The following is an 18869-nucleotide window of genomic DNA, read 5'->3' as shown; positions in this document are numbered from 1 at the left end:
TTATTTTAAATATTAGTCAAATTTGCAACAAGCTACTTTCATAGATATACTACAAGTAACGTTGTAGACTCCCGAATATCCACCACCAAGCCAATATGAACCATAGTTACCGCCGCCAGCTGATGAAGTCCAGCCGGCGCAACTTCCTCTACTGTGAACAGCATCAGGAGTTACCCACCCCCGCTCAGAAAGGTTCACCCCACCATTCTCAAGGTGTTTAAAAAGGGCATCCGCTGAGCAAATCTGGTATCCGGCGCATCCATTTGCTTCAATGAAAGATTTCATCCCTGCAAAACCGCCAAAATTACCATTGTTAGAAGATGTAGTGAGTTTTACATCGGTTGGAACTCCCGCTCCTCCACCGCCGCCACCGCCCATTTCAACCCAATCTGCATCATTGCAATAATACAGTTTATTCGCAGTAAAATCATATCGAGTCTGGCTTGCCTGCCCAGACGGGGACGAACAGGCGGCAAAGACATTGAAAGGGAATAGAACTAGGAGAAGAAAAACAATAAAATTCATGACGGATCAACAATATTACAAAAATTATAACGTCATTAAACCATATAATATATTTATTAGTATTACAATAAGATGGATTTATATTTTTCGTACTGATTTATATCTAATAGAATGGAACGCCTTGTGGCGCTCCGGGCCGTTTCATCTTTGCTTTGGATCATCGATTGGCTGGCGCATGACGATACGGCCATTGATGGGGACGACCTCAAGCTGCAGGGTGAAGCCCCTATCGTCCTTATGTTTCCAGGCGGCGCCGACCTTGTTCCAGAACGATTTCTCGCCTTTGTCGATGACATGCCAGGCAAGAAAGTCCGGTGCGTTGGGTTGCGGATTGGTTTGTTTTTCATTTGAGTTTGCCATGATTTCCTCCTTTGGTTCGGGTTTGGCTCGTCTACGCCGCTCCGATAGACCGGGCGATGCAGGCCTCGCGGTCATGTCCAACACGGGTGAGCGTTTATGCAAACAGGCGCGGGCAGGCACTTGACGGCAGGCCACGTTCGGTCAGGACGAATGCGCTAAAAGACGGGCTTTCCCGAAGCGCATAGGCGGATCACTGGCTTCTTCAGCGTTCAAAACCAATCCATCCAAACAACGCGCCGTTTGCGTTGCCCTACTCGCTCGGGTCTAAGGCATTTCGGTTCTGGCATGAGCTGATCTGCGGATGACAAGGAACGCTGCGCTTTCCTGCTCCACGTTTGATGTTGCGACCCTGACGGGTGTCTCACCAGATCACCCCTGCGCCTCCCGATGCCATGACGACCCGAACGGTTCGGGTCCAAAACGAAACGGAGGTTGTTATGAGAGGATGGATTGGACAAGACGCACTGCGAAGACTGCGCGATCAGGAGCTTTATGGATTACGCTCATTGCTCTTTCGCGCCCTGACCTGCCCGCAGATCGATCCTGCGGATCTGCCTTCAATCCGCGCCACACTGGCCGCGATTGAGGCCGAGTTGGCACGGCGCAGCCGTGCTCCGTCTCCGGCTCTGTAGCGGAGACGGTTGAGCCCGAATAAAGGCTCTTATTCGGCCTCGGCCAAAATGGCATCATCGATCCGGCGAAGGCGACGACGAATTGCCTTGGATTCGGATGCGCTAACTTCTTTTGCGGCATCCAGGGCTTCTTTAACTTCACGGGTTTTCTCCGGAAGGTCGTTTCTAGATTTTTCTTCAGTTTTCTTAAATTCTTCTAGTTGGCTAGAAGATATCTCTGGTTCGCCTTGTGCTCTTTCATGGAGAGAAATACCGTCCAGGCAATCATCTAGAGCTTCTAGCGCCAAAATAACATTTCGCCGCGCAGCTTCTATACGATGGGTATCACGCATCAATTTTTGATGGGTTTCGAGCTTGCTGGCAATGCTAAGACACTGGGATGACATATTGTGAGCCCATTGCGGGTCAACTGGCGTTGAAACATATCCAAACTCCCCCTCGTCATCAAAATCGTAAAGGTGGTTCATTATCTCACGCAGTAGTGAATCCACCTCCTTCTCCATGTATCTGGCACGCCCCTCAATTCCCTTTAGTCGGCTGACTATGGCGGAGCGCGCTGCAATATCTTGCTGCAGTTTCATTTTTTGAAGCTGAAGCCATGCTGGGCGGGCGGCGACAAAGGCCGCAATAATGGCAAGCCCCGCACCTGTTAGGGTTTGGTATTCACTGAAGGTGCGCACGATGATGCAGAGTTTCGTCTCACATACTGCTGCCGCGTCGAGCGGGACGATCATCGCATTGGCTGTGGCCAGTAGGACGAATGTAAACACGCTTATTGCGCCGATGAGCGGATAGTTCAAACGAGCCCCCGTAGCTTCAACCCCTAGTGGCGCATGGCTATACTAGAACTTCGGGCAAAAGGCGACCTACACAGCAAGGCGCTAGCCGATTTTGTCCATTCAAACGGACAAAACGGCTCAATAATTTCAAAGGGGCTTTGCCCCCGCTGCGCGCAAGGGGAACCGAGGCTCAGGCGAAGCCTTGCGCCCGCACCGTCCCCTTGCACTTGCCCTCCCACATTCGCCATGGGGCAGAAGGGCAAGAGACTTGCCCTTCTTACCAATCAAAACAGGTCGAGCTGTGAGGGTATGGAATCCAGCTTCTGTAGATGGATGAAGTCATTCAACAGATGAGAGAGTTTCAGGCTAATTGCCACATGCACACCGTCACAGATCCTTGGACTGGCCTCGGGTTGGTGTTGCTTCCTGTATTCTGTCAGATTCTTTGCCGCTCTGCGATAACCGCTGATATCCCTGCGCAGCTCTTCCATGATGTCGGCACGTATTTTTGAAAGAGCATGCGTACGTTTTGGCTCTGGTAATCTGTGCGCGGCATCGATTTCTTCTGCCCTGTAGCCACGCCGCTCAAATTTCTCTGCATAGCTACGGATTTGTTTCAAGGTCGGCACGGGGCCGCCGAGCAGATAATACCAAGGATGCCCGGCGGAATAACCGCCGCACTCCATTTCGATTTTTGAAGTATTGGCTTGTGTCATGATCCCCTCCTCTTATGCGCAGCGATAGATGAGGGTTTCACCGGCAATCACCGTCTCGGTGTAATCCACCGACAGGTCACGGGCGATGGCATCATAATCGAGATAGTATTGCAGGCGTTCGGGGATCTCCCCGAACAGGCCTTCTTCGACAAACTGCTCGGCCAATTCGCGCATGCTGGACACATAGTAGATGTCCAGATCCACGCCGCTGATATGGCCAAGTACACGTTCGATGTCGTAGCCGCATTCACCAACCGCTAAAATCACCGTTTTCTTTTCGTCCTCGTCCAGTTCGTCTACAGCGCTGAAATAGCTTTTCAGATTGGCCTGATTGATCCCGTAGGCTTTTGCGAGTTCGCAATCGATGTCTTCTCCATCGATAAACTGGATCTCGAATTCTTCGACACGCTCACCGTAGTGGTTCACGGCCTTCGCCGCCTTGGCCTGATAGTCTTCAAAATTCTCGAAATAAAAGCCGCTTGCTGAAATGTCATAGGGCTGAGCAAAGAGATAAGTCATTGATAAATCCTCCAAATAGAAAGTGGGTTGTTCATGCAACCCTGCTTCCGGCTGAGGATGGAGATGGGAGGGGCTAAGGAAAATCGATGCCGGGTGGTGCGGGCGCAGGCAAAGCCGAGCCACGGCCGGCGTCTATTTTCCTTGCGGGGAGAAAGAGGCAAAGCCTCTTGGCTTCCCCGACAAACGGGAAAGCGCTGCAAAGCAGCCCAATACTCATTGCGTCAGGGATGGAAGCCAAATGGCCGAGACATCAGGCTCGGTTCACGACAGCCCGCCCGGACGGCCAAACAGCACGAATATCGCTTTTCACGATATTTTTCTATGAGAACCATTTTTCATGTGATAGAATCAAAATTCAGGAAACGTACTTCCTGGAACCACGCAACCCCGAGCAAGGCACGGATTTCATGGCTTCGGCCGCACAGCACCAGTTTTCAGGCCCAGTATCCGTTTTTCAGGAAAGACGCCTTCCTGAAACCGCGACGCCTGCCGGCTACAGCGCGCTGATCGATGCCTATAGGCTCGAAGTCCCCCTGCCACGCACGCTCTGCGCCATCGGCGCTCATCACCGCATGCTGGAGCGTGATGGCTGGCGGATGATGACACCGCGCCATGCGCCAGCGGCCAGCCTCGAAGGCCACCTGACCTTCGCCCTCAAGTATGAAGGGCTCGACCTTGCCGTTCTCAAGTGCCTGTTCCTCAAGGTTGGCCCTGACCCGATCACAGCTATTGTGCGCGACAAACCGACCGGCACTTACGCAAGGCGCGTCTGGTTCCTCTATGAATGGCTCACAGGGGAAGCGCTGGACCTGCCCGATGCCCGGACCGGAAAATATGCCCCCGTGCTCGATCCCGATCTGCAATGGGGCATCGAAGGGGAAACCGTTCCACGCTATCGGCTACGCAATAATCTGCCCGGCACTCCGGCGTTTTGTCCGCTGGTCTTTCGCACAAAGCGGCTGGAAGACTACATCGCCGAGGGCCTGGCGCAACGCGCCAGAGACATCGTGGCCGATGTCCCGCGCGATGTGCTCGCTCGTACCGCCGCCTTCCTGCTGCTCAAGGATTCCAAATCCAGCTATGCGATTGAAGGCGAAAGCCCGCCGCAGGACCGCATCCAGCGCTGGGGCCGCGCCATCGGCGAAGCAGGCAAACAGCCGCTTGATGAGGACGAGCTGCTGCGCCTGCAACGCATCGTCATTGGCGACGCCCGCTTCATCAAGCTGGGCTTTCGCGACGAAGGCGGATTTGTCGGCGACCATGACCGCGATACCCGCCTGCCGCTGCCGGACCATATCAGTGCACGCCACGAAGACCTGCCGTCGCTTCTGACGGGCATGATCGCCTTCGACCGTGGTCCCGCGCAGCACATGGACGCCGTCATCGCCGCCGCGATCCTCGCTTTCGGCTTTGTCTATATCCACCCGTTTGAGGACGGCAACGGCCGTCTGCACCGCTATCTCATTCATCATGTCCTGGCTGATCGCGGCTACAATCCGCCCGGCGTTGTCTTCCCGGTCTCGGCAGCGATTCTCGACCAGATCGATCAGTACCGCACCACGCTCGAATCCTATTCGCAGCGCCTGCTGCCCCATATCCGCTGGGAGCCAACCGAGAAATTCAATGTCCGCGCCCTGAACGAAACCGGCGATTTCTACCGCTTTTTCGATGCCACCCCGCACGCCGAATTTCTCTACGAATGTGTCAAACGAACCATCGAGCACGACCTGCCGTACGAGACAGACTTCCTGCGCCGCTACGATGAATTCCGCCGCCGCATCGAAGGCATGATCGACATGCCTGAGCGCACCGTCGACCTGCTATTTCGGTTTCTCGGTCAGAATGACGGCAAGCTGTCAAACCGCGCCAAAGAGAAGGAATTTGAGGCACTTACAGAAGAAGAAGTGGAACGGGTCGAAGCGATCTATGTCGATACCTTCTCATCGCTTTAGGCGGCTTAATTGACCACTCAGACGGGAATAATGATTGTGGAAAACTATCCAGATGGGTGCGAATAGTATAATTTCAGAAGGTTGGGAGAATTGCTAAGTTAGCTTGGGGGAACAAGAAACTCTATGCCCGGAGACATTCGATACGATCGACTAATTCTTTTGATGGACGACGAAGAACTTGAGATGTTCTGTCGCGCATGGACTGAGAAGAAGTCCGGCTACGTCGAAGTAAAGCGAATCGCGGGCACAGGCGATATGGGCCGCGATGTCGTTGGTTTTCTCACCGATGCGCGCCACGACGGCCCGTGGGACAACTACCAATGCAAACAATACCGGAAGAGTGTGAGCCGCTCGCAGGGACTTCTGGCAATCGGCAAGGTTCTTTACTGGGCATCTCAAGGCCATTTTAGCCCACCGACGAATTTTTATTTCGTAGCCCCGAAGGGATTGGCGCGCAAACTTGAACTGCTCATTGACAAGCCAAGCGAGTTGAAGAAGGCGCTGATCGACGGATGGGCCACCGTTTGCGCCAACTCGATCACCAGAAAAGTTGCTGTGCCGCTCGATGCCAAGGTGATGGGAGTCATCAACTCCTACGATTTCAGCAATGTACGCATCGTCACCATTGATGACATGATGGACGATCCGGCGGTGAAGCCTCTGCTGATCGAAAAGTTCGGCGCTGATCCCGGCAAATATCCCACCGCCGCGGTTCCAATGGACGTTCAGGACATAGAGATGCGCTATATCGACGAACTCGTCGAAGCGTATGGTGAGCGCGCCAAGGAGCCATTCGCCAATCACGCCGCCGTCCTAGCGAACGTAGAGCACGGGCCGGATTTACGAAGGCAGCGTGAGCGCTTTTTTGAGGCGGACGCCTTTCAGAAATTTTATCGGGACAACACGTCGGCGAGCATTATTTCTGGTTTCCGCAAGGACGTAAAGTTTGGCGTGATCGAGCGTTGGAAAGTCTCCGCCGATGACACGCTTGCTCGTGTCGAGGCAGTTATGAACCACGCGGCTACGGTGACGTGCGCTGGCCCGCTTGCCAAATACGCGCACGTTCCTGTCAAACAGGGAATCTGCCATCACTTCGTCAATGACGGGGAACTGTCTTGGAAGAATAAGCCATGACGCCTATCGCGCACCCCCAATTGTTCAACAGCCCGCTTGAAACAGGCGTGCGTAGCGTCGTGCTGCTAAATACTGCCTATCCGCGCGCGTTCGACCTCAAGGAATTGACGTGGCTCGATCACCTCGTAGTGCACACTAGCGACATCTCCGGCCCTGAAAGCCTCCACCCGAACGTGCCGCACCGCGATGGTGAACTGCTGGTACGGCGTTCCCTGGTCGAGCAAGGCATCACGCTCATGTGCAGCCTGCATATGATAGAGGTTAGGTACGGCGCGTCCGGCATCGTCTATGCCGCTCTTGATCAGGCTGCGCCGTTCGTGAAGCTCATTCGCACGGACTACGGGCGGGCTCTCAAGGAGCGTGCTGCGTGGCTGATAAACCATCTGTCCGAACGCGGCGAAGAGCATCTGCACGAGGTAATCACCCAAAAAATTGGGCGATGGGCCGTTGAGTTTCAAAGCGACTTGAAACCGGGTGGCAGCACATGACCTACGCGGGCTGGCACATCGAGCAACTGAAACTCACGGGCAAGGGCGACGAGGAAGCTGTTCTCGACTTCGCTGCCGGCCTGTCACTTGTCTATGGTGCATCCAATACCGGAAAATCGTTTGCGCTGAAGGCGCTGGACTTCATGCTGGGTGGCCAACGTGAACTGCCGAACATCAAGGAGCGGGAGCCCTATGACAAGCTGTGGCTCGATATAGCGTTTTCGCCCGACCACAAAGTCCGGCTGGAACGCGCTATTGTTGGCGGACCGTTCAGGCTCCATGAAGGCGAGGACGCCGCCCGCACGCTCGCCCCCAAGCACAACGCAAATACGCCCAATAATATTTCTACATTCCTGCTTACGCAGATGGAGGCCGCCGGTCGCAAGGTGTCGGTAGACGCCTCAGGGACTCATAGCAACCTATCGTTCCGTGACATCGCGAGCGTCGTACTTACCGACGAAATCGCAATTCAGTCGGAGGACTCGCCCATCGAGTCAGGCGATACGAACGTCAAGACGCGCGAGCGCAGCGTCCTCAAATTTATTCTTACAGGCGAAGACGACTCTGCAATCGTACCGGTCGTGAAACCTAAGGACTTCCGTACTGGCCGTGTCGCCAAAGCCTCTTTCATCCAAGATATGATTGACCAGATCAACGCCGATCTATCGGCGGACTATCCCGACACGGATGGTCTGGCTGATCAGAACGACAGGATCAATGATACTCTGCGCCGGATCGAGAACGAGGTCAGCGCCGCACGCTCTTCCATCCGAACTCTGCTGGACCAAAAGCGTACCCTGTCGGTCGAAATCTCCGCCGCCGAACGCCGGAGCACAGAAATCGCCTTGAGCCTCGACAGCTTCGAGAAGCTGGAAGAAGTCTATGCAAGCGACATCTCGCGCCTCGAGTCGCTCGAAGAAGCCGGCTTCCTGCTCAGTCTCGACGGCAGGAGCGATTGCCCCGTTTGCGGCGCGCCGCCCGATGCGCAGGTGCATTCGCACGGCCTCGCTGAAATCGAGGACGTGCGCGTGGCCGCCGAAACCGAAGTCCAAAAGATCAAGCAGCAACGTAGCGAACTCATTAGAACAGTCGAGGACACAAAGACTGAAGGCGCAAAACTCATCGCCGAGGTGGCCAGGCTGCGGCAGTCTTTACGCGATGTGGAACTTAAGCTTGAAGAGGCGACGCCCAGCGAAAGCGAGCAGCAGCGTCAATTGAGTGAGGTCGTGTCCGTGCGCGATCATGTGCGTCGCGGTCTCGACCTGCTGGCGCAACGCGATCGGCTCATCAAACAGAAAGAAGAGATCGAGGCATCGAAGCCGCCCAAGGTTGACGGCACGGTCCAGCGTGGCCTTTCGACCGAAACCGCAAAAGAATTTGCGGATGTGGTCTCGGAGGTCCTGCTAGCCTGGGGCTTCCCCGGTCAGAAGCAGGTCGTTTTTGACTTATCGACGTATGATCTCATCATTGATGGCAAGGAACGCCGGAACAACGGCAAGGGCGTTCGCGCGATCACGCACGCAGCCTTCAAAGTTGCGCTGATGCTCTTTTGTCGCGAGCGCGGGTTACCGCATCCGGGTTTCCTCGTGCTCGACACGCCGCTGCTCACTTACCGCGACCCGATGAAGAAACCCGGTGATCGTCTGACGCTGGACGAACAGGAAATGCGCAACACGGACCTCAAACAGCGCTTCTTTGAACATCTTGGCCACCTTGGCGAGAAGGCGCAAATCATGGTCTTCGAGAACGTCGATCCACCCGAAGACATCGAGGACTATTGCAAGGTGGAAGCTTTCACTAATGACCCTGACGAGGGACGCCAAGGGCTGCTATAAAAAGCTGAATTCCTGAGTATTAAATATTCGTGTGGAAAATTGGTTGTAAAGATATTAGTTTAACACACTATGAGTGAAGAAGAAAAAGAATGGATTCTGCCGGCGTCAATTCCCTTCGCGGAATTGAAGGGCAAAGACTTGGAAGAGTGCCTTTACTGGCTCTTCGACGCCATGGGCGCCAAAGACCTTGAATGGCGCACGGGAGGCAGCGGCGGCGGTGCTTCGGACGGTGGCCGCGATCTTGAGGCGCATTTCTACACGCCGACTGCTGACCAGGAAATGGAACCGCAGGTCTGGTGGGTCGAATGCAAGGGACGAAGCGGCACGGTAGAATCTGACGAGGTAAAGAGCGCTGTTATCAACGCTCAGGCCAAAGGCGGCCTCGACTATGTCGTCATTGCCACCAATACCCAATTTTCCAACCCGACGCGCGACTGGGTCAAGGAGTGGCAGAAGAACAATCCGCGGCCCAAGGTCAAGCTTTGGGATAGCGCTCATCTGGAGCGGCTTTTGTCGCGTCATCCCGATGTGGTTCTGCGGTTGTTTTCCGAGGCGCTCAGCCTTGATGGTCAGTTCCAGGCGCTGGAGTCGCGTTTCTGGAATAAGCTCGAATTCGTCTCCTCCCCCACACTGAAAAAACTTTGGAATGCGCGCGTCGAAGCTGAATTTACATCGCTAGGCGTATTTGCGCTCATCGCGAACGAATTCGCCAATGGCAGCATCACGCACCGGCCCTGGGGCGCGGTGCTCAGCACGGCTTCGCTCGTCGAGGTGTTGCACCTCGGGCTGGTGAACGCTCCGTATCTGATGATGCGGGCATCAAAGGCAGGTGTTGAGCAAACGCCGCTTATTCGCGCTTTCGCCTATTTGATCTTATCTGCGATCGATCAGCTTCCGCCGGAAAGCGTCGCGGAGCTCGTCGTCAATTCGATCACGCGCGGTGAACCGGACAAATTCCCGGAAGATGTCCAGTCATATCTATTGATGCCGATCGCCGATCAACTTCTCTCCGAAATTCAGGATATCTGCAGCGCGGATTGCAGACGCATCCTCGCATTCAACCGTCAGGCGCTCACAGAGGATAAGGATGAGATAGAGGAATACTGGCTCCGCCTCGAACCGAGTGGCATTGAAGAGCCCGAAGAACCCGAAAAACATTTCCGTATCGAATCTTACAATGAACCGTGTCAAGTAGGTTTCCCTGTCGATAAGGAGCACGACTGCCCACTGTTCGGCATTGAACCGAGTGTGCAGAATTTTGCTGAGTTGCTCTCCATCATCAAGCGCGTAGCGACATATCGCAAAGCGCAGGCGGCGGAAAAAAGAGACGCCGACGCGGCTAAACGTGCGGCGAAGGCAGGATAGTATGGGATCGTCTACGCTACCGGACAATTTTGAGATTGCGCCTGGCCACCGGGTGAAAGGCTGGAAGAGCCTCACCCTAAACCAGAAGAACTCCACGTCATCAGACTGGACCAAGGCAATCGCTATCCTCGATACACGCATCCGGCGCCGCTTTATCGAACCAGCACAGCTCTTGATCGATGCAGAGAACGGCAAGGGTCGCGGGATAAACGGCTTTGCCGTGCTGGCTATCGACTTTCTCCTTATCGAAACCATTCAGGGCTTTCGGGAAGGCCTGACCAACCACAACCGAAAGAGCAAAGCACTTTTCAAGGCGTTCTGGACCAACTGGCAGGTATTCAAAGACTGCGTACCGCAAGGCGCGAACGCTGATGATTTGGCGGTTAGCGTTTATGAGCAGGGTCGCTGCGCGCTTCATCATACCGGTTCAACCGACCGTGTTATCGTTCGCAAGAGCGGCAAGATGTTCGTCTTTCACAATGACGGGCGGATCGTGATCAATCGCACGCTATTGCATAAGCAATTGGTCACGGCGTTTGACGTTTATATCGCGGCGCTGAAAGACCCTGCAAATACCGATATGCGCGAGAAGTTTAAGCAAAAGATGGATCATATCTGCTCATGAGTGAGCCCCGCGATAGTGTTGGAAAAGAGCTTCAGGAATTGCGGGATAAGGACCCTGCCGAAGCGCTTCGCCGAGTAAACGAGTTGGACAAGACGCCCAACGGAAGGGCTACTGCCGCGATTATCTTGATAGATTGCGGCGATGCGCTTGGCGATCTCTCATCGATCAGCCGCGGAGTGGATATCCTTGAAACTCTTTCGGCCGAAATCTCTTTCAGTCCCGATATAGCGTACAATTTAGCCAACGGGTTGCAGCTCCGCGCGAGACTGCTCGCGGCAGCGGAAAGGCCCCTTCGGGGACAAGTCGCCGATGACCGTTTGCGGGCCCGCATCCTTTTCGGTCGAGTCATGAATGACTCTTCAGCATCGATTTCAACCCGATCTCAGATGCTGACAAATATCGGAATTTTGTTTCTGGAAACGCATCGGTGGGTTGAAGCCTTGGATTGCTTTCAACATGCACAGCACATCTTACCCAAAAATGCGGTCGCGGCGTTTCAGGAAATGCGGCGCCTGATGGCGCTGGCAAACCTTTTCACGCAGAGAGAAGAAACCTATCAATCGTATTGCCATGTCGATGCGCTGTGTCAGCGCGTCCGGCAACTGGCAACGGTTGTTTCCGAGAATTATGATGTGTTGGAGGAGTTTGCTGGGGCGGCCGCTATCCCTATAGCCAAGCAGGCCGTTGATCATGGGCTAAAGTTTGGTGAACCTCAGGTCGAGCGACTGGATAACGCCTATTTTTCGGACATTCGACGGAACAGTCTTGCCCTGTCCTTGCATTGCAGCACGCAGGAATTTTCCTCTGGACGTTTTGACCTTTTGACGATTCCCCATCTTCAAACAACGCTGGAAGATGGACCGGATGTCCCAGAGATATTTGCGATGATGAACGTGATGAAGGCGGACTTCGCCTTTGCCAGACAAGTCTTCTTCGACGTCCGCGAATACGATGCGGAGACGCCGTATTTCGAAACAACCTCCCATGCGGACACATTGGACTATGCGGTCTATGGCGTTAGATATTCCGCACTGACCACCGCGCAGCGTATTGCGTTCGATATCCTCGACAAAATATCTGTTGCCATAGCCTGCTATTTAAAGCTTCCCGGAGCGCACAGGGCATCTTTCACCGGCATTTGGGGAAACAACGAAAAGGAAAAGGGGTTCGTCTTTTCCAAGAAAATTGAAACTGAGCTGATCGGGGGCAACCAACCTTTGATGGCTCTTTTCGATATATTTCAGGACGTTTCAACACACGAAAGCCTTGGTGGTGGGTTCCTCGATGCTCAGCGGCAATTCAGAAATTCGTCCACCCATAGATTCACTGTTCTTCATGATATGGGTCACAATCACCTATCGGATTCATTGGCGGTAGAGCACAAGAGCCTACTGGAATTTGAACAACTGACGCTGGCCTCCCTGAGACTGGCGAGGGCCGCACTGTTTTACTTTGTCGATTTCATCGTTTTCGCGGAGCACCGCAAAGAGCGTGATGAAGGCAAGCTGGTATTGTCCTCTGAAGTGCCAGATTACGACTATATCCGAGGACGTAAGGGATAATCAGGGAACCAGATTCAGCCACTTCAAATTTCAGATCAGTACGAAAGCGGCCTGCCTAGCTCGCGCAGAACGCGTCTCCATTAAATGGTCTCAACGAAGTTGCCGTGGGGGTATCGGGGGAGCACGAACGCTCCCCTGATCGGCGATCAACCGAGCGGTCGATTGTGTATGGTGCGGTGCAGGTGGAGAGGCATATCTCCAGGTCCTGCGAGTGGGTTCAGGGCGGCGCGATAGCCCCCTGATCGGGTTCAGCGCCGATGCGCTGGCGGCATCCAAACGGCGAACGGTTGGTCAGGGATGCAAGGGGTTCGAAGGCTCCTGCTCGACGGGATGGTTCCAAGGAAGGGCAGCGCGAATGCTCCCTTCCTGGTCTCCATGAAATGGTCTGGGGACTTGGGGGCAGGAACGCCCTCAAGTCGATGGGTGCAGGGAGAGCGAAGTCTCCCTGCGAGTGATTGACCGGCGATACGGTCTGATGGCTCTGGAATGGGTTCAATGCCCTGGAAGAGCCAATGGCTGGGGGATGCAACGGGGGGCGCTAGCTGCCCCCTTGCCAAGATGGTTTTGTACTACAAAACACATCTTGCGTTCAGTGCTATCTAACCCACTCTCTAAATTGAGCTTTTATGCTGGTCGTTCGAACACCGCGTATGTTCACCAGGGTAAGTTCGCTCATGATTTAGCATTCCTGGGCACTCCAACAACCCGAAATTCGGGACCTATATGCTGCTATAAATCCAGTTTTCCACGATCTTATCCTGCAAATGCACGCGCTCAAAAATATCATAGTCAACGTGATCGCCAGACTGTAAGCGCTTACAAAAGAAATTGCTCTGAAAATACCCGCCAAATCCCTTGGAATATGTAACGAAATATCCTTGAAAAAACTCAACTGCACTTCGATCTTCGTTAAAATGCATGTCATTCAAAAAATATATTCTCGGATGATGTCTTTCTGTTTCCGTGGCGACGATAATGTGTATGCCGCTCTTAGGAATGCAAAACCCATGAAAATTCTCCCGCAACTCAGATAGCCCGAGTCTCCCACTATAGGTTTGACTTTCCAGTATAGAAATTGAGTTGCTTTCGGTTTTGGATATTTCAAGTTTCGAAACAATGTAGCACCCCATCTTATAAAAATTGCTTGATCGGGAGTACATGGCGTAAGTGCCAGAGAAATCTGAGATAAAGTCATCTATGCGTTTGTTCTTAAGTTCAAAAAATTGCTTTACATTAGAAAATAGTAAATCAAATTGATCCTGCTCTTCGTGTTCCGTGACTGGCCCATGGAAGATACCAGGGTGCCGTTCCAGAACATAGCCCCATAACTTCTTGCCAGCATTATCTCTAATACGCTCGATCGCTCCGTTGCGAAAACGATTGAGGGAAGAGGTTTGATAAGGAATGTCGCCTTCTAAAATTATTTTCTCTGCACTGAGACCGCGTGCTTTCAAGCTACGCAGCCATGATCGCAATTTTTTTATCTGTTGCTCAGTTCCTTCGTAGTCTTCGCTCATTAATCCGACGCCCCCCCCCCCAATCGCTGTCTGCGTATTTCGCGCAGATGGTGCGCAGACCGACGCGTAATTTCAACTTGCGTGCGCATAGTTGATCCAGTTGCGCATGGGGATGCATGTTTAACTATCTGTGTTCCTGAAGGAATCCTGACAATCGGGGAAACATCATGATCTGAGAATTTCGCATGCCCGACGCAGCTCGATAGCGCTCTTAGAGCGAATCGATCTGATAGGCAGGCAAAGGGAGGGAGAAATCGCTATGCGTCCACGCACAACCTGGCAATATCTTGTTTACAGCGTATATGCCGACCTCAAACCCCAAAAGCCTGCGAACGATGATGGCCCGATCTACGTTCCAGATGATGATGATCTGCGCCGCCCGATGATGGTTAGGCGGCTGGTGGACTACCTGTCGAGCTATGAATGCGGGCGTCGGGAAATGCCTGATGTTTGGGCTATCACAATCTACGGTTTCGGCGGTCGCATTCTCTGGGCAAATGAAAAGCCATTCTACGTTAGCGATACAGCTATTGACGATGCCTTCAATGACGATGGCAGCTTTCGTTGGATTAGCGACTTCCTCAAGCTCAAATACAGGCCAATCAAGCAGAAGGCACAGCGCCGCATTCTGCCCCGCCTGCGCCTAATCTATATCTGCATGAAGATTGACATGTGTCGCGGTCAGTATGCCTCGAGTTCGAAGCCATAGCTGCCGCAACGACGATTTGGAAGGGAGATAAGGGAGCCGTTTGGCTCCCTTATCTCTAAACCAAGCATCTAACTTTCCCCCACCTCACCCTGCAGCAAGTGAAACAAAGGCAAAGTGAAGGCTCTGCCATTTGCTGCAGCGCCGATTCACCGGCTAGGGCTCACGACGCTGAGAAAAGGACCAAACGAGAGGCCAAACAGCCTTTCTTTAGCTCTTCCGTTGTGACGAACACAGTGAGGTTCACATGACTAGGAAGCTTCAGCATTCCGATCATCCAAAAGAACTTAAACGTGAACAAGAGTTGGATGCTCTGAACAAGCGTAGCTTGCTACTAAGCGGGGCGCCGTTGCTGGCGGCGGCAATTGCGAGCTTCATCACCACCTATAACGGCGTCCTCATTATCACGGACTGGCTGGCCGGGCGTTCGGGCAACATTGCCTATATCGCCTTGCTGGTTTCATTCGTCAGCGCCGGGATCAGCCTGAGCTTGTGGGGCATGACGATCAGCTATTTGCGCGCCTATGTCACCGGGCGCGCAACCGCGATTGGCCTTCTGGTGCTGGTCTATCTGATCGCCATGACGGGGCTGGCTTCCACCTACACGTCATTTATCGGCCTGACGGAACAAAGCGCGCGTGCCTTGTATCTGATGGATCAGGCTGCGCGTTACGCGGGACAAGCGCGCTTGCTGGGTGCACGCGCCCTGGAGATGGAAAATGCCGCAACATTTATCCATCCAGAAGCCAAAACGGCCTGCACAAAAAGCAGCGCGGAAGCAAGAACGGGTCTGATCAGCGGCTCTGCCGGGACAGGCCCGATTGCCAGCACCTTGCAAACACTGTGCGTGCGCAAGACCGCGCTGGCTGGCGCACTTGAGGCGACGCTAACAACAGCGCACCCGCTTATTCAAAGCGCCCGCGACATCAGCCGGATTATCGACCTTCAAATCCTCGACCGGGGACAAACCCTGTCAGATCGTGAGATCGGTTTCATCCGCAAAGCCCGCGCGCTCGAAACGGTCCTCGATAATTTGCGAGCAACCGACCGCATGCGAGCTGTCCGCTTCTCCTATGAGGCGATTGGCGAGGCAGTCGCTGGGCTCGAAGCCCTCAAAGAAAGCGTGTCGCAGGGACAGGCCAATGCCCTGCGCGAGATCATCGCTGCGGAGCGCGCTTCTGCGGCGACGATGCAGAGGATGCTTGACCAGATCGAAGCACTCCCCTTGCCGGAAAGCGTGCGCGCCGAATTGGTGCCTGCCCCGCAGATCACCTTGCGCTACCTGACGGAACATCTGCCGCAGCTTGGCCTTGCAATCAGCCTCGATGCCTTCGGCCCGCTCAGCGCGCTCCTCTTCTATGCCGGGAGTCTGCGCCGTTCGCGCAAGTCTTTCCTCCCTGTCGCAGCCTAAGGAGAGCCGATATGACCATCATTCGCACGACGATCAATTCCATCTCGGCAATCGCCTTCCTGACAACAGTTGCCCTGCTGGCCTGGACAGTCCTCTCCGCGCAGCTCCCTGAACTACGCGAGGCTTCAGACACCATTCGTTGCATGATCGGTGTCCCTGCCGAAGACAGCGACTGCGTTGCAGACAAGATCGGCGCACTGGAAGATGCTCGCCGAAAGACCGAGCTGGAGCGCGACCGCCTGGCCGCACAGATTCAGGAACAAAAAAGGCGCGAGCAGGAACTCGACCAGCTCAGCGCTAAGGTTCAGAATTTCAACCTCTTCCAGACAAAGAAACTGACGTTCGGAACGGTTTCAACCGGAGCCAAGTTCACCTCCGTGCTGAAGCCCGAAGCTTGGTCTGATAGCTGGTGCTATCTGGAACGTACCCATAAGGGGCTGCAACGCCATATCACCCTTGGCAATCGTGTCCCGAAAAAAGCTGTCGCCTGGAAGCCTATCAGTAGCACGGCTCTGGAGGATGCCGGGCTTACGCAAGCGATGTTGCAAAAAGCCAAAGATGCCTGTCAGTTCCCGGAGGACACGGCATGAGCAATCAGCAGCACGACCCGATTGCGAAGCTCCTGGCCACATCTGCGCTCGCCGCTGTGCTCTATCACACATGGCGCTTCGTTCAGCCTTCTCAGCAGGATGCTGAATGGGCACAAGCGATTTGGGGTTTCGGCGCACTGCTCGCCGTCACTGGCGCCTATGAAGCGGCGCGCGACGCGGTATCCGTTTCATCTAAAGCAGCCCGCAAGTTCCGGGCATTGCGTCCAAAATTGTCGGCGTCTTCGTCCTCATGGCTGACGGTTCGAGAGGCTAGAAGAGCTGGCCTTACAGAGGATACGGGGATTTTCCTCGGCCTTTTGGAAGGCCGTCCGCTATCGATCTTTAATGCCGTACATGGCCTGATTTGCGCTCCGGCACGCAAAGGCAAAAGCACGTCGTTCGTCATGCCGCAGCTATGTCATGACATCGGTGCAAGCCGGATTGTGGCCGACATGAAAGGGGAACTTCTCTATCAGACGGCTGATTTGATCCGGGATCAACATGGGCATGAGGTCATCGCTCTCAACCCTGCCCATAAGTTCGCGCTCGGAAGCATCCCGTATAATCCGCTGATTGTCATTCTGGATGATCTGGAAAACGCGCCGGAGGATGTCATAGCCGACGCCTGGTCGATGGCACTTCAGCTGTACCCTAAGGCTCCCGGCGGCGAGCGTGATCCCTACTGGCCGAATGGCACACGCAAGCTCTTCGTCTTTGTGATCGTTGCCCTCTCCACGCTGCGTGGAGAAGCTGAAGCCCATCTGCCACGCGCCTATGAGGTGCTTTGCGACAACGATCTTATCCAAACCCTGCTTATCCAAGCTCTGGGAAGCGATGTCCTCGGTGGCGAACTCGCAGCCTTAGCCGCGAACATCAGCGCAAACTGGGACACAAACGACAAGCACTTTGAATCCTTCCGCGAAGGTGCTGTGCAAGGTCTCGTGCCGTTCGGCCCAAGCGGACGCCTCGCCCCCTCGATGGAAAACTGCGGCTTTCGTTTCCGCGATCTGAAAGAGCGCAAAATCACTCTGTTTCTGGTTTGCGACTATTCGCGCATGGATGTGTTTGCACCCTGGCTTGGTCTTCTGATCTGGGCTGCGCTCAAAGAGTTGGTGCGCGAGGACAACGACATCCCTGTCCACTTCATTTTGGATGAGTTCACGAACTACCGCCTTGCCGGTCTACCCAACGCGCTCACGGCCCTTGGCGGCTATGGCATTCGCTGCTGGATAGTGGTGCAAGAGCTACAGGAAATCACGCGGGTCTATGGGGCAGAAGCCCTTGCCACGATCTTGAGCCAGACAGACGTGAAGCTGTTCTATGGTTTCGCTTCGCATAAGACCGCTCAGCTCGTCAGTCGCCTGCTCGGTGAATATGAATTCATGGGCGAGAGTTTTGGTGTAGGCCAAGAAATCTTCTCGGACCTAAATCTTAGCCTAGCGCCACGCAACAAGCCTTTACTTTCCCCCACTCAGCTTCGCGAACTCCCCGAAGATGAGCAAATCATTTTCGCGCAGAATCTGCCGCCGATCCGCGCACTCAAAGCTGGCTATCAAGAAGTTGATCCATGGCGTAGCCAGGTTCGGCCTACCCCGCTCTATGGCGGCGAGCCGTTCTTGGGACAAGTCAAGATGCGCATCAGGTCCGGTCGTATGAAAGCGACGCGGGCGGGACGGAGGATGATCAAACGCCCCAAGCGCCCGCTTCTGGTTCCGTTTTTCGCGGCTGCATCTCACTTCAAGCCGAGCGGTCGGGCGGTCTTATTCATCGCTTTGATCGTCATCGTGCAGATGTTCGGCTGGCCCTACGTGCTCACTCATCGCACAGGCTCAGGAAGTTGGTGCCGCTATGCAGGCCTCCCCCTGATAACGCAGCCCGTGGAGCAGCGTTCTGTCGGGGAATGCCCATTCGTGATCTGGAAGAAATAAGAGAGCCCCTTATGCCTAGTACTTCAAATAACAAAGAATATATATTGTATTCTTGCTCTCCAAAGAGTGGTTATGTTAACCTAAAAGTATATATACAAAATAAATTCTCTACTAATAGTAGAGATCTGGAAAGTAAAACTTTCAGCCTTTCGCGTGCGATGTGCAGCCCTTCCGGCATGACAGAAGGGACATGGCCTCTTACGGCCGGCTCATCAGCGAGTTCGG

At 54.2% G+C, this 18869-nt stretch carries 17 protein-coding genes; 11 read left to right on the top strand and 6 right to left on the bottom strand.

Annotated elements, in window-relative coordinates; translation table 11 throughout:
* Window positions 1–12: 12 nt before the first annotated feature.
* From G572_RS26225 to G572_RS0110200, 5 genes are all read right to left on the bottom strand, one after another.
* Window positions 13–525, bottom strand: a complete 513-nt coding sequence (locus G572_RS26225; RefSeq protein ID WP_156884545.1) for a hypothetical protein — start codon at window positions 523–525, stop codon at window positions 13–15.
* A 141-nt stretch (window positions 526–666) separates the two neighbouring features.
* Window positions 667–885 (bottom strand): hypothetical protein, encoded by a 219-nt coding sequence (locus G572_RS25910; protein ID WP_029058390.1) that lies wholly within the window; start codon window positions 883–885, stop codon window positions 667–669.
* Between the two features lie 661 nt (window positions 886–1546).
* A complete protein-coding gene (locus tag G572_RS0110210; protein WP_029058389.1) occupies window positions 1547–2317 on the bottom strand; it encodes a hypothetical protein in 771 nt (256 codons plus the stop codon).
* Window positions 2318–2580: 263 nt separating this feature from the next.
* Window positions 2581–3012, bottom strand: coding sequence for a hypothetical protein (locus G572_RS26220; protein WP_156884543.1), 432 nt, complete (start codon window positions 3010–3012; stop codon window positions 2581–2583).
* A gap of 12 nt (window positions 3013–3024) precedes the next feature.
* A complete protein-coding gene (locus G572_RS0110200) occupies window positions 3025–3531 on the bottom strand; it encodes an antirestriction protein ArdA (protein WP_029058387.1) in 507 nt (168 codons plus the stop codon).
* A 407-nt stretch (window positions 3532–3938) separates the two neighbouring features.
* Here G572_RS0110200 and G572_RS0110195 point away from each other — a divergent pair, with 407 nt between their 5' ends.
* The 7 genes from G572_RS0110195 (at window position 3939) to G572_RS0110165 (ending at window position 12492) form a co-directional block, all read left to right on the top strand.
* A complete protein-coding gene (locus tag G572_RS0110195; RefSeq protein ID WP_029058386.1) occupies window positions 3939–5483 on the top strand; it encodes a Fic family protein in 1545 nt (514 codons plus the stop codon).
* A 162-nt stretch (window positions 5484–5645) separates the two neighbouring features.
* Window positions 5646–6617, top strand: a complete 972-nt coding sequence (locus tag G572_RS0110190; RefSeq protein ID WP_029058385.1) for an ABC-three component system protein — start codon at window positions 5646–5648, stop codon at window positions 6615–6617.
* Window positions 6614–7105, top strand: coding sequence for an ABC-three component system middle component 2 (locus G572_RS0110185; protein ID WP_029058384.1), 492 nt, complete (start codon window positions 6614–6616; stop codon window positions 7103–7105). Before G572_RS0110190 ends, G572_RS0110185 begins: the two co-directional genes overlap by 4 nt.
* Window positions 7102–8940, top strand: a complete 1839-nt coding sequence (locus G572_RS0110180; protein WP_029058383.1) for a hypothetical protein — start codon at window positions 7102–7104, stop codon at window positions 8938–8940. Before G572_RS0110185 ends, G572_RS0110180 begins: the two co-directional genes overlap by 4 nt.
* A gap of 69 nt (window positions 8941–9009) precedes the next feature.
* Entirely contained in the window at window positions 9010–10305 is a 1296-nt protein-coding gene (locus G572_RS0110175) for a restriction endonuclease (protein WP_029058382.1), read from the top strand.
* A gap of 1 nt (window position 10306) precedes the next feature.
* Window positions 10307–10930 carry a hypothetical protein gene (locus tag G572_RS0110170; RefSeq protein WP_037546476.1) on the top strand — a complete coding sequence of 208 codons (624 nt, stop codon included), beginning with the start codon at window positions 10307–10309 and terminating at the stop codon, window positions 10928–10930.
* Entirely contained in the window at window positions 10927–12492 is a 1566-nt protein-coding gene (locus G572_RS0110165) for an LA2681 family HEPN domain-containing protein (RefSeq protein ID WP_037546474.1), read from the top strand. The genes G572_RS0110170 and G572_RS0110165 overlap by 4 nt, the downstream gene beginning before the upstream one ends.
* 719 nt (window positions 12493–13211) lie before the next feature.
* Here the strand turns inward: G572_RS0110165 and G572_RS26215 are convergent.
* Entirely contained in the window at window positions 13212–14009 is a 798-nt protein-coding gene (locus tag G572_RS26215) for a hypothetical protein (RefSeq protein ID WP_156884541.1), read from the bottom strand.
* A gap of 259 nt (window positions 14010–14268) precedes the next feature.
* Here G572_RS26215 and G572_RS23365 point away from each other — a divergent pair, with 259 nt between their 5' ends.
* From G572_RS23365 to G572_RS0110145, 4 genes are all read left to right on the top strand, one after another.
* Window positions 14269–14718: a hypothetical protein gene (locus tag G572_RS23365; RefSeq protein ID WP_029058379.1), complete on the top strand. Its 450-nt coding sequence runs from the start codon at window positions 14269–14271 to the stop codon at window positions 14716–14718.
* Window positions 14719–14962: 244 nt separating this feature from the next.
* Entirely contained in the window at window positions 14963–16126 is a 1164-nt protein-coding gene (locus G572_RS0110155) for a hypothetical protein (RefSeq protein WP_156884540.1), read from the top strand.
* Between the two features lie 11 nt (window positions 16127–16137).
* Complete coding sequence (locus G572_RS0110150) at window positions 16138–16716, top strand: hypothetical protein (protein WP_029058377.1); 579 nt, start codon at window positions 16138–16140, stop codon at window positions 16714–16716.
* Window positions 16713–18644 (top strand): type IV secretory system conjugative DNA transfer family protein, encoded by a 1932-nt coding sequence (locus G572_RS0110145; RefSeq protein ID WP_029058376.1) that lies wholly within the window; start codon window positions 16713–16715, stop codon window positions 18642–18644. Before G572_RS0110150 ends, G572_RS0110145 begins: the two co-directional genes overlap by 4 nt.
* The last annotated feature ends 225 nt before the right edge of the window (window positions 18645–18869 follow it).

Origin of the sequence: Stappia stellulata DSM 5886 (assembly GCF_000423705.1) — a bacterium.
Lineage (GTDB): Bacteria > Pseudomonadota > Alphaproteobacteria > Rhizobiales > Stappiaceae > Stappia > Stappia stellulata.
The sequence above is the reverse complement of the archived record's forward strand: the minus strand, read 5'-3'. Positions and strand labels throughout refer to the sequence as shown.

Bases quoted from the DNA above. Each gene is read 5' to 3' on its own strand.
- G572_RS0110190 (WP_029058385.1), top strand. From the start codon at position 5,646: ATGGACGACGAAGAACTTGAGATGTTCTGTCGCGCATGGACTGAGAAG.
- G572_RS0110155 (WP_156884540.1), top strand. From the start codon at position 14,963: ATGACTAGGAAGCTTCAGCATTCCGATCATCCAAAAGAACTTAAACGT.
- G572_RS0110145 (WP_029058376.1), top strand. From the start codon at position 16,713: ATGAGCAATCAGCAGCACGACCCGATTGCGAAGCTCCTGGCCACATCT.
- G572_RS0110150 (WP_029058377.1), top strand. From the start codon at position 16,138: ATGACCATCATTCGCACGACGATCAATTCCATCTCGGCAATCGCCTTC.
- G572_RS0110185 (WP_029058384.1), top strand. From the start codon at position 6,614: ATGACGCCTATCGCGCACCCCCAATTGTTCAACAGCCCGCTTGAAACA.
- G572_RS0110200 (WP_029058387.1), bottom strand. From the start codon at position 3,531: ATGACTTATCTCTTTGCTCAGCCCTATGACATTTCAGCAAGCGGCTTT.
- G572_RS26220 (WP_156884543.1), bottom strand. From the start codon at position 3,012: ATGACACAAGCCAATACTTCAAAAATCGAAATGGAGTGCGGCGGTTAT.
- G572_RS26215 (WP_156884541.1), bottom strand. From the start codon at position 14,009: ATGAGCGAAGACTACGAAGGAACTGAGCAACAGATAAAAAAATTGCGA.
- G572_RS0110170 (WP_037546476.1), top strand. From the start codon at position 10,307: ATGGGATCGTCTACGCTACCGGACAATTTTGAGATTGCGCCTGGCCAC.
- G572_RS0110165 (WP_037546474.1), top strand. From the start codon at position 10,927: ATGAGTGAGCCCCGCGATAGTGTTGGAAAAGAGCTTCAGGAATTGCGG.
- G572_RS26225 (WP_156884545.1), bottom strand. From the start codon at position 525: ATGAATTTTATTGTTTTTCTTCTCCTAGTTCTATTCCCTTTCAATGTC.
- G572_RS25910 (WP_029058390.1), bottom strand. From the start codon at position 885: ATGGCAAACTCAAATGAAAAACAAACCAATCCGCAACCCAACGCACCG.
- G572_RS0110180 (WP_029058383.1), top strand. From the start codon at position 7,102: ATGACCTACGCGGGCTGGCACATCGAGCAACTGAAACTCACGGGCAAG.
- G572_RS0110195 (WP_029058386.1), top strand. From the start codon at position 3,939: ATGGCTTCGGCCGCACAGCACCAGTTTTCAGGCCCAGTATCCGTTTTT.
- G572_RS23365 (WP_029058379.1), top strand. From the start codon at position 14,269: ATGCGTCCACGCACAACCTGGCAATATCTTGTTTACAGCGTATATGCC.
- G572_RS0110175 (WP_029058382.1), top strand. From the start codon at position 9,010: ATGAGTGAAGAAGAAAAAGAATGGATTCTGCCGGCGTCAATTCCCTTC.